The sequence below is a fragment of the Desulfopila inferna genome, assembly GCF_016919005.1.
GTDB classification, from domain to species: Bacteria; Desulfobacterota; Desulfobulbia; order Desulfobulbales; family Desulfocapsaceae; genus Desulfopila_A; species Desulfopila_A inferna.
In genome coordinates this window covers 252,410-277,013 of the sequence record NZ_JAFFQE010000005.1, presented here as the reverse complement: position 1 = coordinate 277,013, position 24,604 = coordinate 252,410, and the positions used below count along the sequence as shown (strand labels likewise).

Here is a 24,604-nt window from a genome sequence, read left to right as displayed (position 1 = left end):
GAGGCTTGTAAGAGAGGAATGATATATGTCGCGTAGAAGATTAATTGAAAAACGACCGGTAGATCCTGATCCACGCTTCAACAGTGTCCTGGTGAGTAAATTTACCAACGGGCTGATGGAGAGGGGTAAGAAGAGCCTTGCTCAGCGTATCTTTTATGATGCTATGGATATAGTTTCTGAAAAATCAAAGGAAGAAGACGCTCTTACGATTTTTGAAGAAGCTATGGAGAAAGTACGTCCACGGGTTGAAGTAAAGTCCAGAAGAGTTGGTGGGGCAACCTACCAGGTGCCCATGGAAGTTCGCCAGACCCGAAGAAACGCCCTGGCTATCCGCTGGATTATCAGCTTTTCCAAATCGCGCTCTGGGAAGTCCATGGCTGATAAACTTGCGGCTGAAATACTTGATGCCTACAATAACAGAGGCGGATCTGTAAAAAAACGTGATGATACGCATAGAATGGCAGAGGCCAATAAGGCGTTTGCGCATTATCGCTGGTAACAGCTAAGGGCAAAATGGCCCGATAGGGGGCAGACGTCAAAAAAGTAAACTCTCAAGGAAATGACTGATGGCTGCCCGAAAAGATTTGTCAGTTGTGCGTAATATCGGCATTATGGCCCATATTGACGCAGGTAAGACAACAACAACTGAAAGAATATTGTATTACACCGGCCGATCGTATAAGATCGGCGAGGTCCATGACGGTAACGCCGTTATGGACTGGATGGAGCAGGAGCAGGAGAGGGGGATCACCATAACCTCTGCTGCAACCACTTGCTTCTGGAACGACCATAAGATTAATATAATCGATACTCCCGGTCATGTTGACTTCACTGTTGAAGTGGAGAGATGCCTGAGGGTACTTGACGGGGTGGTGGCTGTCTTCTGTGCGGTGGGATGTGTAGAGCCGCAGTCGGAGACGGTATGGAGGCAGGCGGACAAATATCACATACCGCGAATCGCCTTCGTCAATAAAATGGATCGAATTGGAGCCGACTTCGACAGAGCAGTACAGATGATGTCGAAGAAGCTTGGAGCCAATCCGGTAGCAGTTCAGATTCCCATTGGTAAGGAATCGGAATTTATCGGTGTTATTGATCTGATAGAAGAGAGAATGCTCGAATTCAACGAACAGTCTCTTGGCCAGGAAGTTGTTGAGAAAGACATTCCTGCCGAATACAGAGAAATTTTCTCGGCCGCACGTATGGCACTCCTCGAGAAGTTGGCCGACTTCGATGAGGGGGTCATGGAAAAATATTTAGAAGATACAAAGGTATCTGCGTCTGAGATATACACTGCTCTGCGCAAGGCTACGCTGGAACTGAAGATTGTTCCGGTTTTTTGCGGCAGCGCTTTCAAGAATAAGGGGATTCAACCCCTGCTTGACGGGATCATTCGTTATCTACCCTCACCGCTCGACATAACCAGCGTTGATGGGCTGGATAAAGATGGAGAGCCTGTTCAGAGAAAGACCACGGTGGATGAACCGTTCTGTGGACTGGTCTTCAAGTTGATGAGCGATGCCTTTGTTGAAAATTTGGCCTTCATCAGGACCTACTCTGGAACGTTGCACGTTGGAGACAAAGTTTTCAACCCGGTCAAGAAAAAGCAGGAAAAGATCGGCAAGCTTCTCAAGCTTCATGCCAATAAGCGTGAAGAGGTAGAGGAGATCAGCACTGGAGATATCGGAGCGATAGTCGGACTTAAGTTCACCACCACGGGCGACACACTTTGTCAAAGGGGAGATTTCATTATCCTTGAAAGTATGGAATTCCCGGAACCGGTGATAGGGGTGGCCGTTGAGCCCAAGAGCAAAGCTGAGGAGAAAAAACTCACAGATGCCCTCAATAAGATAGCTCTTGAAGACCCGTCGTTTACCATATCTACGAATGAAGACACCGGGCAGACGATTATTTCAGGGATGGGAGAGTTGCATCTCGAGATAATTGTGGATCGACTGCTGAGTTACTTCAAGGTCTCCGCCAATGTCGGCAAGCCGCAGGTTGCTTATAAGGAATCTATTACAACTTCGGCTCGTGGCGAGGGAAAATTTGACCAGCTTACCGGCGCCAAAGGACAATATGGTCATGTGGTGTTGGAGATTGAGCCTCTTCAGAGAGGCGGCGGAGTTGAATTTGTCAGCCAGGTTGATAAAACAACAATTCCTGATATGTTCCTGGGCGCAATTGAACGTGGAGCGAGAGATACACTCGATTCAGGACCGCTCATCGGTTACCCGCTCACGGACTTGAAGGTGAGTCTGGTCGGAGGGTCATACCATGAGGAAGAGTCGACTGAGATGGCATTTGGGATTTCCGCGGCAATGGCAGTGCGAAGAGCAGCTGCGGAGGCATCGCCGGTTCTGCTCGAACCGCTGATGCAACTTGAAATCATCACACCTGAAGACCATCTCGGTGATGTGATGGCGGATCTCAACAGCAAGCGTGCTAAAATTACCGGTGTTGAAGCCACGGGTGATCTACAGACAGTACATGCACATGTTCCTCTGGCTGAGATGTTCGGTTACTCCACCTCCCTGAGATCAGCTACCCAGGGAAGAGCAAACTTTACAATGCAGTTCTTGGAATATGATATAGTTCCTGCCGCCAAGGCAGATGTTATTATTAAAAAAATTCGAGGAATATGACCCAAATCATAATGAGGAAAGACTATGTCAAAGCAAAAATTTGAAAGGACTAAACCGCATGTCAATGTAGGAACCGTCGGTCATATCGATCATGGAAAAACTACTTTGACGGCCGCTATCACTCGGGTGTTGTCTTTAAAAGGTCAGGCCAATTTTACCGATTTCAGTGAGATCGATAAGGCACCGGAAGAGAAAGAACGTGGAATTACTATTGCCACAGCGCACGTCGAGTACGAAACCGTGAAGCGTCACTATGCTCACGTCGACTGCCCCGGTCATGCCGACTATATCAAAAACATGATCACCGGTGCGGCCCAGATGGACGGCGCGATTCTGGTGGTTGCTGCAACCGACGGTGCCATGCCGCAGACCCGGGAGCATATCCTTCTTGCCCGTCAGGTAGGTGTTCCTGCAATCGTTGTCTTTCTTAACAAGTGTGACATGGTTGACGATGAAGAACTCATCGAGCTTGTAGAAATGGAACTGCGCGAACTGCTCGACGCCTACGAATTCCCGGGCGACGACATTCCCATCATTCAGGGCTCAGCGCTGAAGGCGCTGGAGAATCCTGAAGATGAAGCCGCTGCGAAATGTATCTGGGATCTCATGGACGCTGTTGATAATTATATCCCCGAGCCTGAGCGTGATATCGCCAAGCCTTTCCTGATGCCTGTTGAAGACGTTTTCTCTATTTCCGGTCGTGGTACGGTTGCCACCGGTCGTATTGAACGCGGTGTGATCAAGGTTGGTGAAGAGGTAGAGATCGTTGGTGTTCGCAAGACCCAGAAAACCGTATGTACCGGCGTTGAGATGTTCAGAAAACTTCTTGATGAAGGCCAGGCCGGAGATAACATCGGCGCACTTCTTCGCGGTGTCAAGCGTGATGAGATCGAGCGCGGTCAGGTATTGGCCAAACCGGGTTCCATTACCCCGCACACCAAGTTTAAAGCGGAGTGCTACATCCTCGGTAAAGAGGAGGGCGGTCGTCACACCCCGTTTTTCAATGGCTATCGTCCGCAGTTTTATTTCAGGACTACAGATGTTACCGGAATCGTCACCCTTCCCGACGGAGTGGAAATGGTAATGCCTGGTGACAATGTCTCGGTGACCGCGGAATTGATTACTCCCATCGCCATGGATGCAGGTCTTCGTTTCGCCATCCGTGAGGGTGGGCGTACCGTAGGTGCCGGCGTTATCAGTGAAATCGTAGAATAAGGGTGCATAATGATACCTACAGAAAAAATTCGTATACGCCTCAAGGCTTACGATCATAAGCTACTCGATCAATCGACCTCTGAAATTGTCGAGACCGCCAGGAGAACAGGCTCAGCCGTAGCCGGTCCTATTCCTCTGCCGACCACGATAAACAAATTCACTGTCCTGCGATCACCGCATGTTGATAAAAAGTCACGGGAACAGTTTGAGATGAGAACGCACCGCCGTCTCCTTGATATTCTTGAGCCGACACAGCAGACCATAGATCTGTTGATGAAACTCGAGCTCTCTGCAGGAGTTGACGTTGAAATTAAGCTGCCTTAGCGGCAGATATTCAAAGTAAAGTGAAGCAGCAGGTAATATTATGCCAAAGTCAATGGGTATATTAGGAAAAAAAGTCGGTATGACCAGAGTGTACAGCGATTTGGGGGAAGCTACTCCAGTGACTGTGATCGAAGCCGGTCCTTGTACGGTTCTTCAGGTCAAATCTGAGAAAACCGATGGGTATAACGCGATTCAGGTGGGATTCGACGCCAAGAAGCCAAGTCGTGTCAATAAACCGATGAACGGGCATTTTCAGAAAGCCGGCAGTGACGGTTTCTACCATGTTCGGGAGTTCAGAGTTGAAAACCCGGAGGAATTTCAGACCGGGCAGACCTTATCCCTGGATTCGCTTTTTAATGTTGGTGATATCATCGATATTCAGGGAAAAAGCAAAGGTAGGGGATTCCAGGGTGTTATGAAGAGACATGGTTTCGCCGGCGGCGGTGCGGGACACGGTTCCGGATTTCATCGTGCCCCCGGTTCCATCGGCTGCAGTGCCTGGCCGAGTCGTGTCATCAAAGGTAAGAAGATGCCAGGACGGATGGGCAACGATACTGTCTTGAAAAAGAACGTGATCGTCATCGATATCCGCACCGAAGACAATGTTATACTTGTTAAGGGACCGGTACCCGGCGCTAAAAACGGCCTTATAAAAATCTTTACCAAGTAGCGATACTGAAGATTATCCGGTTCAAGGAGAAAGTAATGTCAACTGTAGATATATATAATACCAAGAAGGAAAAAGTTGGCGAGATCGGGTTGAACGAAAAAGTGTTCGACCTTGACGTCAAGGAGCATGTACTGCATGATGTGGTGCGTATGCAGCGAGCTGCCAGGCGTGCCGGTACCGCATGTACGAAAACACGAGTCGAGGTTCGTGGCGGCGGGGCGAAACCGTGGAGACAAAAAGGTACAGGAAGGGCACGGGCAGGTTCCAGGAGATCACCTATCTGGAGAGGCGGTGGAGTAACTTTTGGACCGAAACCACGCGATTTCAGTTTCAAGCTGAATAAAAAAGTAAGAAAGCAGGCTCTCGCCATGGCCATGAGTGCCAGGCTCCGCGAGGGTAATCTTATGGTCCTAGATGATATCACGCTCGATGCCATTAAGACCAAAGACTTTGTCGGCATAATGAGTACGTTGGAAGTTGACAACTGTTTAATTATCATTGATGGCATCAATGATAATCTTGATAAGTCATCGCGTAACGTCAACGGTTTTAAAGTTCTGCCGGCTGAGGGGGTCAACGTCTATGACATTCTTCTCCACAAGAAGCTGGTATTGGTTCAGCCTGTTATAGAAAGTCTTGAAAAGAGGTGCCTGGCATGAAAAATCAATATGATGTACTCAAAGGGCCCTGCCTCACGGAAAAAGCTACCCTTCTTCATGAAACGGACGGCAAGGTCGTCTTCAAAGTCCATCCGAAGGCTAACAAGATAGATATCAAAAATGCGGTCGAACAGATGTTCAAGGTAAAAGTCAAAGAAGTACATACCACGAACATGCCGGGGAAACAGAAAAGAGTCGGCAAGACTATTGGAAATACCAATAACTGGAAAAAGGCATATGTGACTCTGGCCGAAGGTGAGATCAATTTTGCTGACGAATTATAGAAGAGGCCGTAACGGTTCAGCAGATGCTGCTGAAGCATACTCATTGAATGAGAATCTATCGAACACAAAGATGATGGAGCGATTGGGAAATCATGGCTATTAAGACATACAAACCTACATCGGATGGAAAGAGACACCATGTGTCGATCAAGGATCCTGACTTATCAACAAAAAGGCCTGAAAAAAGCCTTACCACCAGTCAGTCTAAATCCGGCGGAAGAAATAATTACGGACGTATCACCTCGAGGCATATCGGTGGTGGACATAAACGGAAATATCGGATCATCGATTTCAAGCGTTCTAAAATCGATATCAGTGCCAAAGTAGTAGCTCTGGAATACGATCCGAACAGATCGGCACATATCGCCCTGTTGAATTATATCGATGGTGAAAAGAGATATATTCTCGCCCCGAGAGGTATTAAAGTCGGGGATACTATAGAAGCCGGAGACAAGGTTGATATTCAGCCGGGTAATTGCCTGCCTCTTGTCAATATTCCTCTTGGTACGGTTATTCATAATCTGGAAATGAAGATCGGCAAAGGTGCCCAGCTGGTTCGCAGTGCCGGTGCATCCGCACAGCTTATGGCTAAGGAAGGAAAATACGTGCTGGTTAAACTGCCTTCAGGCGAGGTTCGCAGGTTTAACAATTTGTGCAGGGCTTGCATAGGCCAGGTCGGCAACAGAGAGCACGAAAGTAAAAAGCTTGGCAAGGCCGGTCGTACACGATGGATGGGAAAAAGGCCACATGTGCGAGGCGTGGCCATGAACCCGGTCGATCATCCAATGGGCGGTGGTGAAGGAAAAAGTTCCGGTGGCCGTCATCCCGTAACCCCTTGGGGCTTCCCGACCAAAGGTTATAAAACTAGAAAGAATAAGGCTTCCGACAATTTAATTGTCAAGCGGAGATCATAACATGCAAGGAGTAAGGTATGTCCCGTTCAATTAAGAAGGGTCCATTCGTTGATGACCATCTTATGAAGAAGGTGATTAGGGCTAACGAGAGTGGTTCGCGAAAAGTCATTAAAACCTGGTCCAGGCGTTCTGATGTCACACCTGAGATGGTAGGTATGACCTTTGCGGTTCATAACGGAAAAAAATTCATACCGGTTTTTGTCACTGAGAACATGGTGGGTCACAAGTTCGGAGAATTTTCTCCAACCCGTACTTACTATGGTCATGCCAGCGACAGGAAAGGAAAGAGATAAATAGAAACGACAACGTTTCCCTGAGGACTCACGGGAGTACATGCTATGGAAGCAAGAGCCGTAGGAAAATATATTCGTATATCTCCACAGAAAGCGCGTCTGGTTGCCGATGTGGTGAGAGGCATGGGGGTTGACCAGGCTGTCACCACCCTGCGTTTTATGCCGAAAAAGGGTGCGACAATTTTACGTAAGGTAATTGAGTCAGCTCTGGCCAATGCAACCCAGGACGATCAAATTGATGTGGACAACTTATATATTAAGAAGATAGCAATTGACGGCGGACCGTCTTTAAAGAGAATACGTCCGCGGGCAATGGGACGAGCAACAGGTATCATCAAGAGAACCAGCCACATCACTGTTGTGCTGGATGAAATGTAGCGCTTATTTTCATATGATCTATAGTATCTACAGTTATTTTTTTATCATTTGAAATTCACTTTTGTTGGAGGATTGAATTTTGGGGCAGAAGGTTAATCCATTAGGACTGAGACTGAATATAACCCGGACCTGGGATTCGATATGGTATGCGGATAAGGAATATGCCGCCTATTTGTTCGAAGACCAGAAGATGAGGAAATATCTCAAGAAGCGTCTTTATCATGCAGGTCTTGCCAGAACCATCATAGAGCGCACGGGAGACAAGGTACGAATCAAACTTTTCACTGCCCGGCCAGGAATTGTTATTGGTAAAAAGGGTTCTGAGATTGAGAACCTTAAAAGGGACCTTGAAAAACTCATCAAAAAGAGCGTCACTCTTGACATTCAAGAGGTGCGAAGGCCTGAGGCAGATGCGCAGCTAGTTGCTGAGAGTATCGCAACTCAGCTTGAACGCCGGGTAGCCTTCCGCCGTGCAATGAAGAAAGCAGTAAACTCAGCTCAGCGCTTTGGAGTCAAGGGTATCAAAATTTCCTGTTCCGGTCGACTTGGCGGTGCTGAGATGTCCCGCTGTGAGTGGGTAAGAGAGGGAAGAGTACCGCTGCATACACTGCGGGCGGATGTTGATTATGCCCTTGCGGAAGCCAATACAACTTACGGGATTATTGGTGTAAAGGTTTGGATTTTCAAAGGTGAAGTGCTGAGTGATATTGAAGCACCCGCCGCTTAGTTTGGTGGGTAATATCAGTTTACCACTCAGTGAAATTACGGAGTAAGAGATGTTAAGTCCAAAAAAGGTTAAACATAGAAAAGTTTTCAAGGGCAGGATGAGGGGCGTTGCTCTGCGAGGGAGCTCTATCAGCTTTGGCACATTTGCGCTCAAAGCACTGGACTGCGGCAAGATGACGGCTCAACAGATCGAAGCCGGGCGTATTGCCATTAACAGAAAGATCAAGCGTGGCGGAAAAGTATGGATACGTGTTTTTCCCGATAAGCCGATTACAAAGAAACCTGCTGAAACTCGTATGGGTAAAGGTAAAGGAAGCCCGGACTCCTGGGTTGCCCCCATCAAACCCGGCAGAATTCTCTATGAGCTTGATGGTGTTGATGAAGCACTCGCAGTGAGGGCATTGACTCTGGCTGGTAATAAGCTTCCTTTTGCTACTAAGGTTATTTCGAAGAGGAACACATTATGAAACCGTCAGAAGTAAGAAATATGTCCGACGAAGAATTGATTAAAAAAGAGAAGGAACTGCGTGAGGAGCTGAGCAATTTATCATTCCAGCATAAAATTAGACCGCTGGAAGACACTTCACGCATGAACAAGATGAGAAAAGATATAGCCAGGATCAATACTATTAATCGAGAGAGAGCTGTGAGTTAGAATTCAGGACCTTCTAATTCATCTTTATGCCACTATCGAAAGACACATTTTAAATTTGATATATTATGAATGAAAATACACCATCCAGAAAGACAAGAACCGGTTCTGTTGTCAGCAACAGAATGGAAAAAAGTGTCGTTATCCGGGTAGAGCGCAGGGTCCGTCATAAGCTTTACGGCAAATATGTTAAAACAAGCGTTAAATACCTTGCCGATGATCCTGAAAATATCTGCAACATCGGGGATACGGTTCTTATTGAGGAATGCAGGCCATTGAGCAAACGAAAACGATGGCGTGTAAAGAAAATACTCGAACAGGCTGTGTAGTTAATTACCTGTTTTTTTTGAAAGTCTGTAACTGATGTCTAATCAGGTGGAACTATGATACAAACAGAAACCATACTTAACGTTGCTGATAACTCTGGTGCTAAAAAGGTACTGTGCATTAAAGTTCTTGGTGGATCCAAGAAGAGATATGCGACTATCGGCGACATCATTGTTGTTACCGTCAAGGAAGCAATTCCGCACGCCAAGGTCAAAAAAGGCGAGGTCATGAAGGCAGTAGTTGTCCGCACAGCCAAAGAAATGAAACGAATGGATGACACTTGGGTCGGCTTCGATGAAAACGCCGCGGTTATGCTCTCCACCAGCGGTGAACCCGTTGGAACCCGTATTTTCGGTCCGGTTGCAAGGGAGCTGAGGAATCTGGGCTTCATGAAAATAATTTCATTGGCTCCGGAGGTACTTTAATTTTCGTTCGCGAAAATCTAAGGTCTACTGAAGGCAGCTAGAACAAAGGTATTAAAAAATGGCAAAGGGTAAGACATACCTGAGGAAAAACGATCAGGTCGAAGTTATTGCTGGGAAGGATAAGGGTAGAGTCGGCAAAGTTCTGAAAGTCATTCCGGCAAAGAATCAGGCTGTGGTTGAGAAAATCAACATGATAAAGCGTCATACCAAGCCTACCGAAATGAACCAGCAGGGGCAGATCGTGGAAAGGGAAGCACCTTTGGATGTTTCCAATCTGCAGATGATCTGTCCTGAGTGCACCAAGACCGGCCGGATAGGAAAAAAGTATCTCGAAGATGGCACTAAGGTTCGTTATTGCAAGAATTGCGGTGAAGCTTTCGAGAGCAAGGCTTAATTACAAAACAGGCTTACGTCAGGAGTTATAAATGGGTGCGCTGAGAGAATATTACGAAAACGAGTGTGTACCGGCACTTAAAGAAGAGTTCGGCTATAAAAATGCAATGGAGATCCCTAAACTTGAGAAGATCGTTCTCAACATGGGACTTGGTGAGGCTGTGCAGAACCCTAAGATAATAGAAGGTGCTGTCAATGAACTCACTAAAATTGCCGGTCAGAAAGCCGTAGTCACCAAGGCAAAAAAATCCATAGCGACGTATAAACTGCGCGAAGGGATGCCGATTGGTTGCAGAGTGACTCTGCGTGGAGAGAAAATGTATGACTTCTTTTCCAAACTGGTTAATATTTCTCTACCTCGAGTCAGGGACTTCCGCGGTTTGTCTCCTAAAGGCTTCGATGGCAGAGGGAATTATTCCATGGGCATAAAAGAACAGATCATCTTTCCTGAAATTGATTACGACAAGATAGACAAGATCAAGGGCTTGAACATTACCATTGTAACGACAGCCCCTACCGATGAAGGCGGCCGTTCCCTTCTCAAAAAAATGGGAATGCCTTTTCGCAAATAAGTAAGTAAAGTATGCCAGCTCGACTGGATATGTGGTTCTTGGAAACCTGGATTTCTGCATTAAACCCGGAAGGCTGTTTTCAAGGCACAAACATTATATAAAAATGAGTGTTACTGGAGGTTGGTTTGGCTAAAAAATCGATAATTGCAAAAGCGCAACGCAAACCAAAATTTACTGTTAGAAAATATAATAGATGTCCACTGTGTGGACGGCCTCGGGCCTTTATTCGGAAATTTGGTGTTTGCAGGATTTGTTTCCGACAGTTGGCGTCCAAAGGTGAAATTACCGGTGTAACCAAATCAAGCTGGTAATACCCACTATTGTATTAAAAATTCGTCTAAAGTTTGGAAAGATAAGGAGTGTTCGCTATGTCAATGAGCGATCCCCTGGCAGACATGCTGACCAGGATAAGAAATGCGGTTATGGTAAAATTCAAGAGTGTTGAAATACCTAAATCCAATACCAAGGTTGAGATTGCCAGGGTATTGAAGGAAGAAGGTTACATCAACGACTATCAGGTCTCCGACAAAGGAGTACAGGGCGTCTTGACTATTGATCTGAAATATGGTCCTGATGGCGAGTCGGTAATCTCTGGAATTAAACGGGTCAGTAAGCCGGGACTGCGGCAATATGCTAAGTCTGACGCTATCCCCAGTGTATTGAACGGCCTGGGCATCGCGATAGTTTCAACATCGAAAGGCATCATCACCAATAAGGCCGCTGCCGCCCGCAAGACGGGTGGTGAGATACTGTGTGAGGTGTGGTAACACCCATTAATTAACGGAGGTAACTATGTCTCGTATAGGAAAGCAGCCAATCCCCGTTCCTTCTGGAGTGGATGTCAAGCTTGACGGTCAAAACATCACCGTCAAGGGGAGCAAAGGGGAACTTTCGCTGAACGTATTAGAAGATGTTGAAGTGATTCTGGAAGACAGTGTCATTTCTTTTGCAAACAAGGTTGAAAGCAGAAAGGTCAATGCCTTTCGCGGCCTGACTCGCAGTCTGGTGAGCAATATGGTGGTCGGGGTTGACCAGGGATTTAAGAAAAGCCTGATCATCGAAGGTGTTGGATATAAAGCCAGTGTGAACGGCAGTGAACTGACTCTCAACGTCGGCTATTCCAACCCCGTTGTTTTTGATATTCCTCAAGGCGTAGGGGCAGCTGTCGAAGGCAATAAGATTGTTCTGGATTCAATTGACAAAGAACTGCTGGGGCTTACAGCCGCTAAAATACGTCAAGTACGAAAACCTGAGCCATATAAAGGCAAGGGGATTCGTTACGAAGATGAACAGATTGTACGTAAGGTTGGTAAGTCGGGAGCGGCAAAATAACAATAATATACGGCCCTGTCGGGGTCCTCTTTTATAAAAAATATGGAAGTGCATTATGGCCAAGACAAATCCCAAAGTGACGGCGAGAGCTAAAAGGGTAAGCCGAATCAGGAAAAATATTGCCGGAACGACCGAAAGACCGCGTTTACGCGTCTTTAAGAGCAATAAACATATATATGCGCAGATAATAGACGATACTCTGGGCAAGACCATCGTTGCCATGTCAACTGTTGATAAAAGCTTTGATATCGGCGAAGAGAAAGGAAAAATCGGCGCTGCCAAAGCTGTGGGCACTGCAATTGCCGAGAAGGCAAAAGCTGCTGGTGTTGGAGAAGTCGTTTTTGATCGTGGTGGATATCTTTATCACGGCCGGGTGAAGTCCCTCTCCGAGGGCGCACGCGAAGGTGGATTAATATTTTAAAGAATATGCAAATAATGGGGGTGTCCCTTGTCTGATTTTAAACGTTCTAAAGGTGAAAGCGCCGAAGAACTGATCGAAAAGATTGTTTACATCAATCGCGTTGCAAAAGTTGTTAAAGGTGGACGTCGTTTCAGCTTTAGTGCAATTGTGGTCGTTGGAGACGGTAAAGGAAAAGTAGGCTACGGTCTCGGTAAGGCAAATCAGGTTCCTGAAGCAATTCGCAAAGGAGTTGAACGTGCTAAAAAGGATATGGAGTCGGTATCGCTCACCTCTGTCTCCATACCTCATCAGATTACCGGAAGTTACGGCGCTGGCAAAGTTTTGTTGAAGCCGGCTTCGGAAGGTACGGGAGTTATTGCAGGTGGTCCTGTAAGGGCGGTGCTGGAAGCTGCAGGCGTTACCAACATTCTCACCAAATGTCTGGGATCCCATAATCCGCACAACATGGTTAAGGCCACCCTGCAGGGATTACGCAGTCTACGATCAGCTGAAAGTATTGCTGCTCTGCGTGGCAAGACAGTTGAAGAAATTTTGGCATAAAGCGAGATTCAAATCACGACCAGTGATTGAAAAGATAGATAACTCAACATTGCAAAAGGTAACATAATGGCCGAGACAATCACATTTACTCTGGTCAAGAGTGGAATAGGCAGTACCCAAAAAATTCGCGCCACTCTGACAGGATTGGGGCTGACCAAAATGAATAAATCAATTACTCGAAAAGATACCCCTGAAATCCGCGGCATGATAGCCAAAGTCAGGCATCTTGTCCGAATCGAGGAGGCGTAAAAAAATGCTTACATTGGGAAATTTATCTCCAAAAGAAGGTGCTGTTAAAGAGAAAAAGCGCCTTGGCAGGGGACCTGGAAGCGGTCATGGTAAGACAGCCGGTCGCGGACATAAAGGTGCCAAATCACGTTCCGGGTATAAAAGCAAGCCGGGATTCGAAGGTGGCCAGATGCCACTGCAGCGACGATTGCCGAAACGAGGATTTTATAACAAATTCAGTATCGAATATACTATTATCTCCCTCTCTCAACTTGAGAAATTAACTGAAGTTGCCGAGATTAATAACGATACACTGAGGGAAGCGGGTCTCCTCAAGCCGGGACAGTTGAGCAAGGTACTTGCCAATGGTGAGATAACCCGTGCGGTTACCGTCTGTGTCGATAAGATCAGCAGGCAGGCGCAACAGAAGATTGAGCAGGCAGGCGGTACGGTTACACTCGTTAGTGCCCTAGAGGAATAATCTCTATACCCCGCTGATTCCTTTTCGCAGCGGGCGTATTTTTGTCACAGCACAAGGAAAGAACTTTTATGAGTGGATTGCAGAGTGCAGCCAACATACCGGAATTGCGTAAGCGGATAATTTTCACGCTGCTTATGCTGGCGGTTTATCGTATGGGGGTGCAGATCCCTACACCGGGTATAAACGGAGAGGCACTGGCTTCATTTTTTGAACAAAATGCAAGCACACTGTTTGGGATGTTCAACATGTTTTCAGGCGGCGCGCTTGAGAACTTCTCTATTTTTGCCTTGGGTATCATGCCCTACATCAGCGCCTCGATCATCATCCAGTTGCTGACGGTGGTCATACCACAGTTGGAGACCATGAAGAAGGAGGGTGAAGCCGGGCGGAGAAAAATTACGCAATATACGCGCTACGGAACCGTTGCACTTTCCATAATTCAGGGCACCTTTATAGCAGTTGGTCTTGAAGGAATGGCCGGACCAGGTGGAGAAGCTATTGTGCTTGATCCCGGCATCCAGTTCAAGTTGATGACGATGCTGACCCTGACTTCCGGTACAGCATTTATTATGTGGCTTGGCGAACAGATGACCGAACGCGGTATCGGCAACGGTATATCGCTGATAATATTTGCGGGAATCGTTGCCCGGGGACCGGCTGCCATTATCAATTCTATTCAGTTGGTAAAGGCCGGCGAGATAGCTATATTTTTCGTACCGTTTCTAGTAATTTTCATGTTAGGTGTAGTGGCGACCATCGTCTTTTTTGAAACCTCGCAGAGAAGGATTCCGATCCAATATGCAAAAAGAGTGGTAGGCAGAAAGGTATATGGCGGGCAAAGCTCCCATCTGCCTCTGAAAATAAATGTTGCCGGCGTTATTCCGCCGATCTTTGCTTCTTCAATAATGATGTTTCCCGCAACGATCGGTAGTTTTATCCAGATCGACTGGGTGCAGCGGGCTTCTGCTGCATTGTCCCCCGGGACTGTATGGTATTATGTAATATTTGTGGCTATGGTCGTCTTTTTCTGTTTTTTCTATACCGCAATTCAGTTTAAGCCTGACGATGTTGCCGAGAATCTGAAGAAGAACGGAGGATTTATACCGGGAATTCGACCAGGCAGAAGAACTGCAGAATTCATAGACAAGGTGCTTACCAGAATTACAGTTGTTGGGGCGATTTACCTTAGTGTGATCTGTGTATTGCCAACCGTGCTGATTTCGCAGTTTAACATACCCTTTTATTTTGGAGGAACTGCTCTACTTATCGTCGTAGGTGTCGGTATCGACACAATCTCGCAGATAGAATCCCATCTGGTAATGAGAAACTACGAAGGATTTATGAAGCAGGGACGGATCAAAGGCCGGAGCTAGAGGGTTTTGTGACGTGGGCACAGTTGAGGAACCAAAAACGATGGTGGTGAAAAGCGCTGATGAGATCAGCATCATGCAGGAGGCTAACCAGATCGTAGCTGAGGCCTTGATTCTTGTTAAACGACATGTCGAAGCGGGAGTGACCACCTGGGAACTTGACAGGCTCGCTGAAGATTTCTGTGCCAGGAAGAAAGTCAGACCTGCTTTCAAAGGGTACCGTGGATTTCCCGGCAGCTTGTGTGTATCGGTGAATGAGCAGGTGGTACACGGTATACCATCAAAAAAGTGTAAGCTGAAAAAGGGAGATATCATCTCCATAGATTTCGGCGTTGAATACAAGGGATATTTCGGCGATTCCGCAATAACCCTGCCGGTTGGTAATATTTCTGCGCAGACCAGAAGACTGCTGGATGTAACCAAACGTTCCCTGGAACTGGCTATAGAAAAAGTGCAAATCGGCAACCGCATATCCGATATTTCCGCTGCGGTACAGGGATATGTAGAGCAGAATGGTTTTTCCGTTGTCCGCCAGTTTGTGGGCCACGGCATCGGTACGTCTCTTCATGAAGGTCCTGAGATTCCAAATTTCGTCCAGGATGACCGCATGCCGAGAATTGTCGAAGGACTCGTTCTGGCCATCGAACCTATGGTCAATGCCGGAACACATAAGGTGAAAGTACTCAAAGATGGCTGGACTGTCATAACTGCAGATAAGAAGCCGTCTGCGCATTTCGAACACTCAGTCGCCGTTACTGCTGATGGACCGCTTGTCCTTAGTTCTCGTGACAATTTTGAGTAGATTAAAAAAATCCTTCTCTTTTGTGGTAGAATAGATTATAATAACGAGTTTTTGAATTAATACTAACCCGGCCTCGTTGTGTAAGTGCCTTAGTGATATTTTTTTGGGAAAGACACAGGGAAACTATCTCTAAGACGCTCTCCGCCAGTGCTGGATAAGGACCTTCGGGAAATCATTTTGCTGCAGTATAAGAAAAGTAATCTGTAAGGGACTAATAACATTCGGGAGCCTCCATGGCAAAAGAAGAAGCTATTGAAGTTGAAGGCACTATAATCGAACCATTGCCCAACGCAATGTTCCGTGTCGAACTCGATAACGGCCACAAAGTGCTGGCTCATATATCCGGGAAAATGAGAATGCATTTTATAAAAATATTGCCCGGCGACAGAGTAACGGTTGAGTTATCACCCTACGATCTATCTCGTGGAAGAGTAACATTCAGATCCAAAAACTCTAAAAAGAAATAGCAGAGAAAAATTATGAAAGTAAGATCATCCGTTAAAAAAATGTGCAGTGCTTGTAAAGTATATAAACGCAATGGTCTTGTACGCGTTTCCTGTAAGATTAAAAAACATAAGCAGAGACAGGGATAATAGATTTTTGTCGCTTAGATTATTCCCACTTGTTTAAGGAGATACATTTTGGCACGTATAGCTGGTGTTGACCTACCAAAGAACAAACATATCGACATAGCCCTTACCTATATTCATGGTATCGGTTTGACTTCTGCCAGAAAAATATTGGATAAGGTAGATCTGCCGTATACGATGAGTAGTGATGACCTCGACGGTGACGATGTTTCCAGAATCCGTAAAGTTATTGAAGATGAATATACGGTAGAAGGTGACAGGAGACGTGAAGTCTCCATGGACATCAAAAGGCTTATGGACCTTGGCTGCTATCGTGGACGCCGGCACCGCATGGGATTGCCATGCCGTGGTCAGAAAACCAAAACCAATGCGCGAACCAAAAAAGGACCGCGTCGTGGTGCTGCACGTAAAAAATAATTAAATTTAACAGGTGTTGTAATGGCAAAAGGTAAACGTGCAGAAGCACGAGTGAAGAAGAAGGTTAAAAAGAACGTACCGGAAGGTGTCGTCAGTATTTACTCTACCTTCAATAATACCATAGTGACAATCTCTGATAAGCAGGGGAATGTGATCTCCTGGTGCAGCGCCGGCGTTCTAGGGTTCAAGGGTTCGCGGAAAAGTACTCCCTTCGCTGCTCAGAATGCTGTAGCGGATGCCGCAAAAAAAGCCGCCGATCAGGGAATGCGCAAAATTGAGGTAAAGGTAAAGGGCCCGGGGCCAGGAAGAGAGGCTGCACTCAGAGCCTTGATTAATACCGGCTTTGAAGTTAGCCGTATTTACGATGTTACTCCGGTTCCTCATAACGGATGCAAGCCTCCTAAGCGTCGCCGAGTGTAACAATTGCGAACGCTGATTAAGGTGCATAAATTTATACGAAGAGCGGAGGTCAAAGTTGGCTAGAAATATAGGGGCTGTATGTAGACGGTGCAGACGTGAAAATCTGAAATTATTTCTGAAGGGCGATAGGTGCTATTCAGATAAATGCGCATTTGAGAGACGTGCTTTTGGACCAGGACAACATGGTCAGTCACGTTTTCGTAAGTTATCCGACTATGCTGTACAGTTGCGCGAAAAGCAGAAAGTAAAGTCAATGTATGGTATGCTGGAGAAGCAGTTCCGCCTTACTTTCGACAGAGCTGAGCGTCAAAAAGGTGTTACAGGTGAGAATCTTCTTGTTCTCCTGGAGAGACGTCTTGATAACACCGCGTTCCGTGCCGGATTTGCATCTTCCCGAGATCAGGCAAGGCAGGTGGTAAGACATGGCCATATCCTTGTGAACGGAAAGAAGGTGAATATTCCCTCTTATTTGATATCTGAGAATGATGTTATCACTCTGAAAGAGAAAAGCCGGGCTAATGCTATAATCAACGAAAGTCTTGAGGCTGTGGCGCGACGTGGTGTTCCCAGCTGGCTCGAACTTGATAAAGACGCCTATAAGGCTACTGTGAAGGCAATGCCGAACCGTGAAGAAATGACAATGCCAATTCAGGAACAGTTGATAGTAGAACTGTATTCCAAGTAACAGTCTTACCATGCCGGCAATTGGATATTCTTATTGTCGGCTGTTACAGATTTAAGCGCCTTATTGGATTGACACCGGCCGTTTCCAGTAGAGAAAGGATCGGTGTCACCCTTTAGGGTTTTTACGCTTTTTAAAGTCGTAGAAAAAACAAAGAAGGATTTATATGACCCAGATTGTCGAGGAAAATATACCATTTTATCGGAACTGGCATGAACTCATAGCGCCTGAGAAACTTGAAGTGGACAAGGAAAGCCATACCGAGTACTACGGTAAATTTATTTGCCAGCCGCTTGAAAGAGGGTTTGCGACCACGATTGGCAATTCTTTGCGACGTATCCTTCTTGCAGCCATTCAGGGTGCAGCCATCACCACTGTCAAGATTGAAGGCGCCCTGCATGAGTTTACCTCAATGAAGGATATTTCCGAAGATGTCAGTGAGATCATACTCAACATCAAACAGGTGCGCACCAAACTTAACAGCGAGGACTCAAAGGTAGTCCGGATTGAGAAAAAAGGGCCCTGTGTGGTTACTGCCGGAGATATTATCAGCTCTGGTGGTATCGTGGAGATCATGAATCCTGAACAGGTTATCTGTACCCTTACCGGAGAGACAACCTTTATAGCTGAAATGACCGTTGAGTGGGGGAAGGGATATCAGCCTGCCGAACAGCAGGATAAAGAAAATCTGTCAATCGGCCAAATCCCTATCGATGCGATATTTACTCCGGTCAAGAGCATCCAGTTCGTGGTCTCTCAGGCCAGGGTTGGTCAGCGAACCGATTATGATAAGTTGACCCTGGAAATAGAAACGGATGGCTCCATCAAACCCGAGAGCGCTGTAGCCTATGCTGCAAAAATCCTCAAGGAGCAGATGACTATTTTCATTAATTTTGATGAGGAAGCCGCCGAGCCTGAAAAGGCCGATGAGGAAGAGCAGGATGTCGAGCCTCTTAATCCCTATCTTGACAAACCGGTTGAAGATCTTGAGCTGTCTGTACGTTCAGCTAATTGTCTGAAGAATGCAGAGATTCATTTTATCGGGGACCTGGCGCAGAAAACCGATCAAGAGATGCTGAAGACCAAAAATTTCGGACGAAAGTCTCTCAATGAAATTAAGTCGCTGCTGTCGGAAATGGGACTGAGCCTGGGCATGAAATTTGAGAACTGGACACCTCCGGACAGAGTTCCCAGCGAGGATGAATAAGGTTGTGTCCGTCCATCGACAGACACCAGGTAGGTCTTCGTATAACGAAGGCGACAATAGAGCCAACTGAAACTATCAACATAAGTTGAGGATAGATACATGAGACACAAAAAATCCGGCAGAAAGCTTGGTCGTACCAGCTCCCATCGTGAAGCCATGTTTCGAAACATGGTTACCTCGCTTTTTGAGCATGAGCGTATCGTAACCACTGCTGAGAAGGCTAAGGAAGTACGTCCTATCGCTGAGAAAATGATTACACTCGCCAAGCGTGGAGACTTGCATGCCAAGCGCCAGGCGCTGAGTTACATCAGGAAGCAGGACGTCGTCACTAAATTATTTGATCAGATCAGTAGTCAATTTGCTGACCGCAATGGCGGCTACACCCGGATTATCAGAACCGGCACACGCCAGGGCGATGCCGCTTCAATGGCAATCATTGAACTTGTCGGATATGAAGAAGATCTCGGTGAAGAAGCAAGCGAAGAGTAAATTCGTTTTTTTTCCGCATGAGCTGAAACGTTGAAAAAGCTGGGATGAGTATTATACTCATACCAGCTTTTTTATTTGTGGTCTAAAGGTTCTTATCAAGCTTAGCTGGGTTAGGAAGGTTTTTGTATGGAAAAAATATTTCCCGAAGGAATGGTTCCCCTCGAGAGCAGCCCCTTTACCTTTTCCTGTCATCCGGGAGTGTCCTGTTTTACCCTGTGCTGCAAAAATGTCGACATGCAGCTCTTCCCCTATGATATACTGCGATTAAGGCAGGCAGTTAAGCTTGATTCTGAAGAATTCCTGTATCAGCATTCCCGCGTGGTTAGTGGCGATAACCCTTATTTTCCCGCGGTGATGCTCAAACTTGATGAGAGGGGTTGGTGTCCGTTTCTCGGTTCCGGCGGTTGTACCGTTTACAGTGACAGGCCTTCTGCCTGCAGGACATATCCTCTCGAGCGAGCCATCGACAGAAAACCCAGTGCGGACCGGCAGAGAGAGTTCTACTTCATGACCAATCATGATTACTGTATGGGGCATGAGGAAGAGCAAAATCTGACGGTAAAGCAGTGGGTTCGCCAGCAGCGACTGGAGCAGTTTAATCTCATGAATGACCTCTGGGGTGAAATTGATACATTATTTTCAACTAATCCATGGAAAGGGGAAGGTGTTGGCGGTGAAAAACAACGATTCGCTTTTATGGTTTGTTATGATATAGACGGTTTTCGCGGATTTGTAGAACAGAAAAATGTTTTACAGCAGTTTAAGATGGCCAAGGATCTTAAAAGGCGGATCCTCAGCGAGGATAGTGAATTGCTTAAATTCGGTTTTGAATGGCTTAAGTTAATCTTTTCAGGAAAATCTTCACTCATAAAAAGGCAATGAGTCGAGGAATTCTTGCAATATATAGCCTGTCATGGTAAACAGATTTGTTTTACTTTTGTAAACATGAGGAAAGCATCCTCTCAACAGGCAGCTAAATAACACACATCCCTGAACAACTGGTGTCATCGATTAAAGGTGATTAAATGGGGATGGCGGAAAAACCAGAAAAGGAGATTTAAAAATGGCAAATGTAAGTGTAAAAGATATGCTTCAGGCTGGTCTGCATTTCGGTCATCAGACACGTCGCTGGAATCCGAAGATGAAACCGTATATATACGGACCACGCAACGGCATCTATATAATCAATCTGGATCTTACCAAAAGACTGTTCGACAAGGCCTGCAGTTTTGTCGAAAATGAAGTCGCTAATGGTGGAACCGTTCTTTTTGTCGGCACCAAAAGACAGGCACAGGCCATTATAAAAGAAGAGGCGCGGCGTTGCGGTATGTATTATGTTGACCATAGATGGCTGGGCGGCATGCTGACCAACTTTCAAACCATAAAAAATAGTGTTGATCGATTAAAAGCTATCGAATCGATGCAGGAGGATGGTTCCATCAACCGATTTCCTAAAAAAGAAATTCTGCTGATGGAGAAGGAAAGGATCAAGCTTGAGAGAAATATCGGCGGCATAAAAGACATGCGATCTTTGCCGAGTGTTATCTTTGTTGTCGATCCCCGAAAAGAATCAATCGGTGTCAGTGAGGCGAGAAAGCTTGATATTCCAGTAGTCGCCATTGCCGATACCAACTGTGATCCCGATGGAATCGATTATATTATCCCAGGAAATGATGACGCCATCCGGTCCATTCGTCTGATCAGCAACCAGATGGCTGAGGCCGTACTGCGTGGCCAGGCTGCAAAAGATGGCGAAGAGGCTTCAGAAGAAGCTATGGCCGCCGCTCATGGCGAGGCTGAAGCTGCTGGCATGGAATCGGCTCCGGCCGCTCCCGCAGTTCCGGAAAGTCCTGCAGCCTCTGAGGTTTCTGAAAAAGAGTAGCAGCCAGGTAAAAGCACAACGTGCACTATGTGATGTTCAAGATTTATAGGGGCTGTCTTCTGTGGCAGCCCCTTTATTCCGTATTAACGCAAAGGCTTTGGTTTATAGAAGCTTTACGTTTTCATAAATGAAAGAGAAAGCGCCCCGGCGCTGACTAATGGAGGATTTACCATGACTATAACAAGCAAGATGGTAAAGGAGCTGCGCGATAAGACCGCTGCAGGCATGATGGATTGTAAAAAGGCGTTGACTGAAACCAATGGCGATATGGAAAGGGCTATTGATCTTCTTCGCCAGAAAGGTCTTGCTGTTGCCGCAAAACGCGCGGGCAGAGCGACCAGCGAAGGTGTAATTGCCACCTATATTCATGCCGGCGGGAAACTCGGTGTAATGGTTGAGGTCGGCTGTGAGACCGATTTTGTCGCGAAGACGGATCAATTTAACGATTTTGCCCGCGATATAGCCATGCATATTGCCGCTGCCAATCCTGTTTCCGTTACCCGCGAAGAAGTGCCGGAAGATATCGTAGCCAGAGAGAAGGATATCTATATCCAACAGGCACTGGAATCCGGAAAACCCGAAAACATCATTGAGAAGATGGTGACCGGCAAGGTTGAGAAATTTATTGCCGAAATCGTCCTTCTCGAGCAAAAATTTGTCAAGGATCCGGAACGCTCAATTCAGGATATTCTCACTGATCTGGTTGGTAAGATGGGAGAAAATATTTCGATTAAACGATTTGTCCGTTTCCAGATAGGCGAAGAGTAAATCAGGATACTTTGACACTTTGGCGGTTCGGAGTCATGCTCACTCAATAAGGCTGTAAGGTCAAGTTCTTAACTGAAGTTTAACCTTGTTTAGGGTGAATTCATAGCACAAAAGTGAGCTTGAGAGAAAGATCTATTTCTCAGGATTGTCATAATTCGACTGCCGGAGGCCTGCAGTAAACTTCTTCTCCTTTTCCAAAAAACTCAGCGGAGATCATGCGATGCACATAGAGTACAAACGGGTATTGTTGAAGCTCAGTGGTGAGGCTCTAATGGGTGACGATTCTTACGGAATCAACACCGATGTCATTGCCTATGTCGCAAAAGAAATAAAAGAGATCATCGACCTGGGTGTTCAACCTGGCCTAGTGATTGGTGCAGGCAATATCTTTCGAGGTGTTGCCGGCGCCAGCAAGGGTATGGACAGAGCGACCGCCGATAATATGGGGATGCTGGCAACTGTCATGAATAGTCTGGCCCTGCAGGACGCCCTGGAGCGTGTCGGCGTAGATACCAGGGTAATGTCGGCTATACCTATGCAGTCGGTATGTGAACCCTATATCAGAAGGAAGGCAACTCGTCATCTGGAAAAGGGTAGAGCTGTCATTTTTGCCGCTGGAACCGGCAACCCTTATTTCACCACAGATTCCGCCGGTGTCCTGAGGGCATTGGAGATTAATGCCGATATCATCATCAAGGCCACAAAGGTAGACGGTGTTTTTGACAAGGATCCTGTCGTACATCAAGGAGCTATACGCTACGAGAAGCTAACTTTTGATGAAGTCCTTATCAAGGATCTTCGGGTAATGGATGCAACGGCTATCGCTCTGGCAAAAGGTGATAAAAAGACTATTCTGGTTCTGAACATGAATACACCTGGTAATATACTTAAAGCAGTAAGTGGACAGAGTATCGGTACTATTATCAGCGCGGAATAAACATCGTATAAGCAGTACAGGAGAGGTGCAGACAATGAGTGATGTGATTTTTGAAATGTCCGAAAAAATGGAGAAAAGTGTCGAAGCTTTCAGGCAGGAGCTCTCGAAGGTCCGGACCGGGCGCGCTTCACTTGCGCTTTTGGAGGATATCATGGTAGACGCCTACGGCAGTTCGATGCCTCTTAATCAAGTTGGCACGCTTACCATTCCGGAGAGCAGAATGATTTCTATTCAGCCCTGGGATCCGCAGATGCTTCCAGCGATTGAAAAAGCGCTTCTCAAAGCCAGCATCGGCCTTACCCCTGTGAGTGATGGCAAGATAATTCGATTGAATATCCCCCAGCTTACGGAGGAGAGGCGCAGGGAACTTGTCAAACAGGTGAAAAAAGTGGCGGAGGAGTTTCGCGTCGCCGTGCGCAATGCCCGGCGTGATGCTATTGACATCCTGAAAAAGCAGAAAAAAGATAAAGAAATTTCTGAAGATGATTTGTTCAAACTTCAGGAAGAAGCTCAGGTTGAAACCGACAGTCATATTAAAAAAATTGACGAGATTACCGCCTCCAAAGAAAAGGAAGTCATGGAGGTCTAATCCAGCCGAGCTGGACTCTTTACAGTCCCCTCTTGAGGGGTATAAATGGTTTGGCTGTAGAGGCCGATTCATGATTTAAATACATTTTCAGTTTATATTTTGTGACGGTTTTTAAAAAGTAAGGCACTAAAGCCCAACTCAACCGGCGCTACTCTTTACCCTCATTGCGGACCCGTTTACGGCGACGTTCTCTTTTGACCGACTTATCTCTTATCAGTTTATTATGCCAACGGATCCTGAGCTTGATCAAACCAGATTACCCCGTCATGTTGCCATAGTCATGGATGGCAACGGCAGATGGGCCGAACAAAGAAAAAAACCACGGCTCTATGGGCATAAGGCCGGTGCTTCAACAGTCAGGGAAATTGTCGAGGTCGCCGGAGAAATAGGCATTGAAGTGTTGACTCTATATGCTTTCTCCAGCGAAAACTGGAAGAGACCCGATGGTGAGGTTTCCGGCTTGATGTCGATTCTTCAGAACTATCTGGAGTCAGAGCTTTCCCGGATGCTCAGCAACAATATCAGGCTTTCCTGTATCGGCGACCTTCATAGAATACCAGACGGTGTTCGTGGCGTACTGCTTGATTCCATTGATAAGACCAAGAAAAACGATAAGCTTATTCTCAATCTTGCCTTGAGTTATGGATCACGTGATGAAATTGTCCATGCAGTCAGAAAAATCGCCGACATGTGCCGGCAGGGAATACTTGACAGCGGCGACATTAACCAGGATACAATTTCTGATAATCTCTATACTTCCGATCTTTGCGATCCTGATCTTCTTATCCGAACCGGAGGAGAGAAGCGATTATCCAACTTTCTGTTGTGGCAGGCCTCCTATGCCGAGATAATTTTCACCGAAACAATGTGGCCTGACTACAGAAAAGATGCTTTCTTGAATTCCCTGGCGGAATATCAGAACAGAGAGCGCCGCTTCGGCAAGACCGGGGCACAGCTGAGGACCGGATAGAG

At 46.4% G+C, this 24,604-nt stretch carries 39 protein-coding genes; all 39 read left to right on the top strand.

Annotation, left to right across the window (positions count from 1 at the left end):
- Window positions 1-25 precede the first annotated feature (25 nt).
- On the top strand, window positions 26-499 hold the full coding sequence (gene rpsG / locus JWG88_RS14370) for a 30S ribosomal protein S7 (protein WP_205234480.1): 474 nt from the start codon (window positions 26-28) through the stop codon (window positions 497-499).
- Window positions 500-566: 67 nt separating this feature from the next.
- Window positions 567-2,645, top strand: a complete 2,079-nt coding sequence (gene fusA, locus JWG88_RS14365; RefSeq protein ID WP_205234479.1) for an elongation factor G — start codon at window positions 567-569, stop codon at window positions 2,643-2,645.
- Between the two features lie 24 nt (window positions 2,646-2,669).
- Window positions 2,670-3,860, top strand: a complete 1,191-nt coding sequence (gene tuf, locus JWG88_RS14360; RefSeq protein ID WP_205234478.1) for an elongation factor Tu — start codon at window positions 2,670-2,672, stop codon at window positions 3,858-3,860.
- A gap of 12 nt (window positions 3,861-3,872) precedes the next feature.
- The gene (rpsJ, locus tag JWG88_RS14355; protein WP_205234553.1) at window positions 3,873-4,184 is read left to right on the top strand and encodes a 30S ribosomal protein S10; all 312 of its coding nucleotides are present in this window, start codon (window positions 3,873-3,875) and stop codon (window positions 4,182-4,184) included.
- Between the two features lie 40 nt (window positions 4,185-4,224).
- Window positions 4,225-4,854: a 50S ribosomal protein L3 gene (gene rplC, locus JWG88_RS14350; RefSeq protein ID WP_205234477.1), complete on the top strand. Its 630-nt coding sequence runs from the start codon at window positions 4,225-4,227 to the stop codon at window positions 4,852-4,854.
- Between the two features lie 35 nt (window positions 4,855-4,889).
- The gene (gene rplD, locus JWG88_RS14345) at window positions 4,890-5,513 is read left to right on the top strand and encodes a 50S ribosomal protein L4 (protein ID WP_205234476.1); all 624 of its coding nucleotides are present in this window, start codon (window positions 4,890-4,892) and stop codon (window positions 5,511-5,513) included.
- Window positions 5,510-5,797, top strand: coding sequence for a 50S ribosomal protein L23 (locus JWG88_RS14340; RefSeq protein WP_205234475.1), 288 nt, complete (start codon window positions 5,510-5,512; stop codon window positions 5,795-5,797). The genes rplD and JWG88_RS14340 overlap by 4 nt, the downstream gene beginning before the upstream one ends.
- Window positions 5,798-5,889: 92 nt before the next feature.
- A complete protein-coding gene (gene rplB / locus JWG88_RS14335; RefSeq protein ID WP_205234474.1) occupies window positions 5,890-6,711 on the top strand; it encodes a 50S ribosomal protein L2 in 822 nt (273 codons plus the stop codon).
- Window positions 6,712-6,728: 17 nt separating this feature from the next.
- On the top strand, window positions 6,729-7,004 hold the full coding sequence (gene rpsS / locus JWG88_RS14330) for a 30S ribosomal protein S19 (protein WP_205234473.1): 276 nt from the start codon (window positions 6,729-6,731) through the stop codon (window positions 7,002-7,004).
- Window positions 7,005-7,049: 45 nt separating this feature from the next.
- Window positions 7,050-7,382 (top strand): 50S ribosomal protein L22, encoded by a 333-nt coding sequence (gene rplV / locus JWG88_RS14325; RefSeq protein ID WP_205234472.1) that lies wholly within the window; start codon window positions 7,050-7,052, stop codon window positions 7,380-7,382.
- A 79-nt stretch (window positions 7,383-7,461) separates the two neighbouring features.
- Window positions 7,462-8,109: a 30S ribosomal protein S3 gene (gene rpsC, locus JWG88_RS14320; protein WP_205234471.1), complete on the top strand. Its 648-nt coding sequence runs from the start codon at window positions 7,462-7,464 to the stop codon at window positions 8,107-8,109.
- 49 nt (window positions 8,110-8,158) lie between these two features.
- Window positions 8,159-8,575 carry a 50S ribosomal protein L16 gene (gene rplP / locus JWG88_RS14315; RefSeq protein WP_205234470.1) on the top strand — a complete coding sequence of 139 codons (417 nt, stop codon included), beginning with the start codon at window positions 8,159-8,161 and terminating at the stop codon, window positions 8,573-8,575.
- Window positions 8,572-8,763 carry a 50S ribosomal protein L29 gene (gene rpmC / locus JWG88_RS14310; RefSeq protein WP_205234469.1) on the top strand — a complete coding sequence of 64 codons (192 nt, stop codon included), beginning with the start codon at window positions 8,572-8,574 and terminating at the stop codon, window positions 8,761-8,763. The genes rplP and rpmC overlap by 4 nt, the downstream gene beginning before the upstream one ends.
- Window positions 8,764-8,828: 65 nt before the next feature.
- Window positions 8,829-9,089: a 30S ribosomal protein S17 gene (gene rpsQ, locus JWG88_RS14305; RefSeq protein WP_205234468.1), complete on the top strand. Its 261-nt coding sequence runs from the start codon at window positions 8,829-8,831 to the stop codon at window positions 9,087-9,089.
- Window positions 9,090-9,143: 54 nt separating this feature from the next.
- Window positions 9,144-9,512, top strand: a complete 369-nt coding sequence (gene rplN / locus JWG88_RS14300) for a 50S ribosomal protein L14 (RefSeq protein ID WP_205234467.1) — start codon at window positions 9,144-9,146, stop codon at window positions 9,510-9,512.
- A 58-nt stretch (window positions 9,513-9,570) separates the two neighbouring features.
- Window positions 9,571-9,906 carry a 50S ribosomal protein L24 gene (gene rplX / locus JWG88_RS14295; RefSeq protein ID WP_205234466.1) on the top strand — a complete coding sequence of 112 codons (336 nt, stop codon included), beginning with the start codon at window positions 9,571-9,573 and terminating at the stop codon, window positions 9,904-9,906.
- Window positions 9,907-9,937: 31 nt separating this feature from the next.
- Window positions 9,938-10,477, top strand: a complete 540-nt coding sequence (gene rplE / locus JWG88_RS14290) for a 50S ribosomal protein L5 (protein WP_205234465.1) — start codon at window positions 9,938-9,940, stop codon at window positions 10,475-10,477.
- Between the two features lie 125 nt (window positions 10,478-10,602).
- Window positions 10,603-10,788, top strand: a complete 186-nt coding sequence (locus JWG88_RS14285; RefSeq protein ID WP_205234464.1) for a type Z 30S ribosomal protein S14 — start codon at window positions 10,603-10,605, stop codon at window positions 10,786-10,788.
- A gap of 57 nt (window positions 10,789-10,845) precedes the next feature.
- Window positions 10,846-11,244, top strand: coding sequence for a 30S ribosomal protein S8 (gene rpsH, locus JWG88_RS14280; protein ID WP_205234463.1), 399 nt, complete (start codon window positions 10,846-10,848; stop codon window positions 11,242-11,244).
- 25 nt (window positions 11,245-11,269) lie between these two features.
- Window positions 11,270-11,809, top strand: coding sequence for a 50S ribosomal protein L6 (gene rplF / locus JWG88_RS14275; RefSeq protein ID WP_205234462.1), 540 nt, complete (start codon window positions 11,270-11,272; stop codon window positions 11,807-11,809).
- A gap of 55 nt (window positions 11,810-11,864) precedes the next feature.
- Window positions 11,865-12,230 carry a 50S ribosomal protein L18 gene (gene rplR / locus JWG88_RS14270; protein ID WP_205234461.1) on the top strand — a complete coding sequence of 122 codons (366 nt, stop codon included), beginning with the start codon at window positions 11,865-11,867 and terminating at the stop codon, window positions 12,228-12,230.
- A gap of 27 nt (window positions 12,231-12,257) precedes the next feature.
- A complete protein-coding gene (gene rpsE / locus JWG88_RS14265; protein ID WP_205234460.1) occupies window positions 12,258-12,770 on the top strand; it encodes a 30S ribosomal protein S5 in 513 nt (170 codons plus the stop codon).
- 66 nt (window positions 12,771-12,836) lie between these two features.
- Entirely contained in the window at window positions 12,837-13,019 is a 183-nt protein-coding gene (gene rpmD, locus JWG88_RS14260; protein ID WP_205234459.1) for a 50S ribosomal protein L30, read from the top strand.
- Between the two features lie 4 nt (window positions 13,020-13,023).
- On the top strand, window positions 13,024-13,479 hold the full coding sequence (gene rplO, locus JWG88_RS14255; RefSeq protein WP_205234458.1) for a 50S ribosomal protein L15: 456 nt from the start codon (window positions 13,024-13,026) through the stop codon (window positions 13,477-13,479).
- Window positions 13,480-13,547: 68 nt separating this feature from the next.
- Window positions 13,548-14,852 carry a preprotein translocase subunit SecY gene (gene secY / locus JWG88_RS14250; protein WP_205234457.1) on the top strand — a complete coding sequence of 435 codons (1,305 nt, stop codon included), beginning with the start codon at window positions 13,548-13,550 and terminating at the stop codon, window positions 14,850-14,852.
- Window positions 14,853-14,892: 40 nt separating this feature from the next.
- On the top strand, window positions 14,893-15,651 hold the full coding sequence (gene map, locus JWG88_RS14245; protein WP_205234456.1) for a type I methionyl aminopeptidase: 759 nt from the start codon (window positions 14,893-14,895) through the stop codon (window positions 15,649-15,651).
- Between the two features lie 233 nt (window positions 15,652-15,884).
- On the top strand, window positions 15,885-16,118 hold the full coding sequence (infA, locus tag JWG88_RS14240) for a translation initiation factor IF-1 (RefSeq protein ID WP_205234455.1): 234 nt from the start codon (window positions 15,885-15,887) through the stop codon (window positions 16,116-16,118).
- 12 nt (window positions 16,119-16,130) lie between these two features.
- Window positions 16,131-16,244, top strand: coding sequence for a 50S ribosomal protein L36 (gene rpmJ, locus JWG88_RS14235; RefSeq protein ID WP_205234454.1), 114 nt, complete (start codon window positions 16,131-16,133; stop codon window positions 16,242-16,244).
- 48 nt (window positions 16,245-16,292) lie between these two features.
- The gene (rpsM, locus tag JWG88_RS14230) at window positions 16,293-16,658 is read left to right on the top strand and encodes a 30S ribosomal protein S13 (RefSeq protein ID WP_205234453.1); all 366 of its coding nucleotides are present in this window, start codon (window positions 16,293-16,295) and stop codon (window positions 16,656-16,658) included.
- A 21-nt stretch (window positions 16,659-16,679) separates the two neighbouring features.
- Complete coding sequence (gene rpsK, locus JWG88_RS14225; RefSeq protein WP_205234452.1) at window positions 16,680-17,078, top strand: 30S ribosomal protein S11; 399 nt, start codon at window positions 16,680-16,682, stop codon at window positions 17,076-17,078.
- A 55-nt stretch (window positions 17,079-17,133) separates the two neighbouring features.
- Window positions 17,134-17,763 carry a 30S ribosomal protein S4 gene (gene rpsD, locus JWG88_RS14220; RefSeq protein ID WP_205234451.1) on the top strand — a complete coding sequence of 210 codons (630 nt, stop codon included), beginning with the start codon at window positions 17,134-17,136 and terminating at the stop codon, window positions 17,761-17,763.
- Window positions 17,764-17,926: 163 nt separating this feature from the next.
- Window positions 17,927-18,967 carry a DNA-directed RNA polymerase subunit alpha gene (locus tag JWG88_RS14215; protein WP_205234450.1) on the top strand — a complete coding sequence of 347 codons (1,041 nt, stop codon included), beginning with the start codon at window positions 17,927-17,929 and terminating at the stop codon, window positions 18,965-18,967.
- A 99-nt stretch (window positions 18,968-19,066) separates the two neighbouring features.
- A complete protein-coding gene (rplQ, locus tag JWG88_RS14210) occupies window positions 19,067-19,456 on the top strand; it encodes a 50S ribosomal protein L17 (RefSeq protein ID WP_205234449.1) in 390 nt (129 codons plus the stop codon).
- 126 nt (window positions 19,457-19,582) lie between these two features.
- Entirely contained in the window at window positions 19,583-20,338 is a 756-nt protein-coding gene (locus JWG88_RS14205; RefSeq protein WP_205234448.1) for a YkgJ family cysteine cluster protein, read from the top strand.
- A gap of 181 nt (window positions 20,339-20,519) precedes the next feature.
- Complete coding sequence (gene rpsB, locus JWG88_RS14200; protein WP_205234447.1) at window positions 20,520-21,338, top strand: 30S ribosomal protein S2; 819 nt, start codon at window positions 20,520-20,522, stop codon at window positions 21,336-21,338.
- Between the two features lie 171 nt (window positions 21,339-21,509).
- On the top strand, window positions 21,510-22,106 hold the full coding sequence (gene tsf, locus JWG88_RS14195) for a translation elongation factor Ts (RefSeq protein ID WP_205234446.1): 597 nt from the start codon (window positions 21,510-21,512) through the stop codon (window positions 22,104-22,106).
- Between the two features lie 220 nt (window positions 22,107-22,326).
- Entirely contained in the window at window positions 22,327-23,043 is a 717-nt protein-coding gene (gene pyrH, locus JWG88_RS14190; protein ID WP_205234445.1) for a UMP kinase, read from the top strand.
- A 34-nt stretch (window positions 23,044-23,077) separates the two neighbouring features.
- Window positions 23,078-23,632, top strand: coding sequence for a ribosome recycling factor (gene frr / locus JWG88_RS14185; protein ID WP_205234444.1), 555 nt, complete (start codon window positions 23,078-23,080; stop codon window positions 23,630-23,632).
- 223 nt (window positions 23,633-23,855) lie between these two features.
- A complete protein-coding gene (gene uppS, locus JWG88_RS14180; protein ID WP_205234443.1) occupies window positions 23,856-24,602 on the top strand; it encodes an undecaprenyl pyrophosphate synthase in 747 nt (248 codons plus the stop codon).
- Window positions 24,603-24,604: the final 2 nt, after the last annotated feature.

Bases quoted from the DNA above. Each gene is read 5' to 3' on its own strand.
- rpsG (WP_205234480.1), top strand. From the start codon at position 26: ATGTCGCGTAGAAGATTAATTGAAAAACGACCGGTAGATCCTGATCCA.
- fusA (WP_205234479.1), top strand. From the start codon at position 567: ATGGCTGCCCGAAAAGATTTGTCAGTTGTGCGTAATATCGGCATTATG.
- tuf (WP_205234478.1), top strand. From the start codon at position 2,670: ATGTCAAAGCAAAAATTTGAAAGGACTAAACCGCATGTCAATGTAGGA.
- rplC (WP_205234477.1), top strand. From the start codon at position 4,225: ATGCCAAAGTCAATGGGTATATTAGGAAAAAAAGTCGGTATGACCAGA.
- rplD (WP_205234476.1), top strand. From the start codon at position 4,890: ATGTCAACTGTAGATATATATAATACCAAGAAGGAAAAAGTTGGCGAG.
- JWG88_RS14340 (WP_205234475.1), top strand. From the start codon at position 5,510: ATGAAAAATCAATATGATGTACTCAAAGGGCCCTGCCTCACGGAAAAA.
- rplB (WP_205234474.1), top strand. From the start codon at position 5,890: ATGGCTATTAAGACATACAAACCTACATCGGATGGAAAGAGACACCAT.
- rpsS (WP_205234473.1), top strand. From the start codon at position 6,729: ATGTCCCGTTCAATTAAGAAGGGTCCATTCGTTGATGACCATCTTATG.
- rplV (WP_205234472.1), top strand. From the start codon at position 7,050: ATGGAAGCAAGAGCCGTAGGAAAATATATTCGTATATCTCCACAGAAA.
- rplP (WP_205234470.1), top strand. From the start codon at position 8,159: ATGTTAAGTCCAAAAAAGGTTAAACATAGAAAAGTTTTCAAGGGCAGG.
- rpmC (WP_205234469.1), top strand. From the start codon at position 8,572: ATGAAACCGTCAGAAGTAAGAAATATGTCCGACGAAGAATTGATTAAA.
- rpsQ (WP_205234468.1), top strand. From the start codon at position 8,829: ATGAATGAAAATACACCATCCAGAAAGACAAGAACCGGTTCTGTTGTC.
- rplN (WP_205234467.1), top strand. From the start codon at position 9,144: ATGATACAAACAGAAACCATACTTAACGTTGCTGATAACTCTGGTGCT.
- rplX (WP_205234466.1), top strand. From the start codon at position 9,571: ATGGCAAAGGGTAAGACATACCTGAGGAAAAACGATCAGGTCGAAGTT.
- rplE (WP_205234465.1), top strand. From the start codon at position 9,938: ATGGGTGCGCTGAGAGAATATTACGAAAACGAGTGTGTACCGGCACTT.
- rpsH (WP_205234463.1), top strand. From the start codon at position 10,846: ATGTCAATGAGCGATCCCCTGGCAGACATGCTGACCAGGATAAGAAAT.
- rplF (WP_205234462.1), top strand. From the start codon at position 11,270: ATGTCTCGTATAGGAAAGCAGCCAATCCCCGTTCCTTCTGGAGTGGAT.
- rplR (WP_205234461.1), top strand. From the start codon at position 11,865: ATGGCCAAGACAAATCCCAAAGTGACGGCGAGAGCTAAAAGGGTAAGC.
- rpmD (WP_205234459.1), top strand. From the start codon at position 12,837: ATGGCCGAGACAATCACATTTACTCTGGTCAAGAGTGGAATAGGCAGT.
- rplO (WP_205234458.1), top strand. From the start codon at position 13,024: ATGCTTACATTGGGAAATTTATCTCCAAAAGAAGGTGCTGTTAAAGAG.
- secY (WP_205234457.1), top strand. From the start codon at position 13,548: ATGAGTGGATTGCAGAGTGCAGCCAACATACCGGAATTGCGTAAGCGG.
- map (WP_205234456.1), top strand. From the start codon at position 14,893: ATGGTGGTGAAAAGCGCTGATGAGATCAGCATCATGCAGGAGGCTAAC.
- infA (WP_205234455.1), top strand. From the start codon at position 15,885: ATGGCAAAAGAAGAAGCTATTGAAGTTGAAGGCACTATAATCGAACCA.
- rpmJ (WP_205234454.1), top strand. From the start codon at position 16,131: ATGAAAGTAAGATCATCCGTTAAAAAAATGTGCAGTGCTTGTAAAGTA.
- rpsK (WP_205234452.1), top strand. From the start codon at position 16,680: ATGGCAAAAGGTAAACGTGCAGAAGCACGAGTGAAGAAGAAGGTTAAA.
- JWG88_RS14215 (WP_205234450.1), top strand. From the start codon at position 17,927: ATGACCCAGATTGTCGAGGAAAATATACCATTTTATCGGAACTGGCAT.
- rplQ (WP_205234449.1), top strand. From the start codon at position 19,067: ATGAGACACAAAAAATCCGGCAGAAAGCTTGGTCGTACCAGCTCCCAT.
- JWG88_RS14205 (WP_205234448.1), top strand. From the start codon at position 19,583: ATGGAAAAAATATTTCCCGAAGGAATGGTTCCCCTCGAGAGCAGCCCC.
- rpsB (WP_205234447.1), top strand. From the start codon at position 20,520: ATGGCAAATGTAAGTGTAAAAGATATGCTTCAGGCTGGTCTGCATTTC.
- tsf (WP_205234446.1), top strand. From the start codon at position 21,510: ATGACTATAACAAGCAAGATGGTAAAGGAGCTGCGCGATAAGACCGCT.
- pyrH (WP_205234445.1), top strand. From the start codon at position 22,327: ATGCACATAGAGTACAAACGGGTATTGTTGAAGCTCAGTGGTGAGGCT.
- frr (WP_205234444.1), top strand. From the start codon at position 23,078: ATGAGTGATGTGATTTTTGAAATGTCCGAAAAAATGGAGAAAAGTGTC.
- uppS (WP_205234443.1), top strand. From the start codon at position 23,856: ATGCCAACGGATCCTGAGCTTGATCAAACCAGATTACCCCGTCATGTT.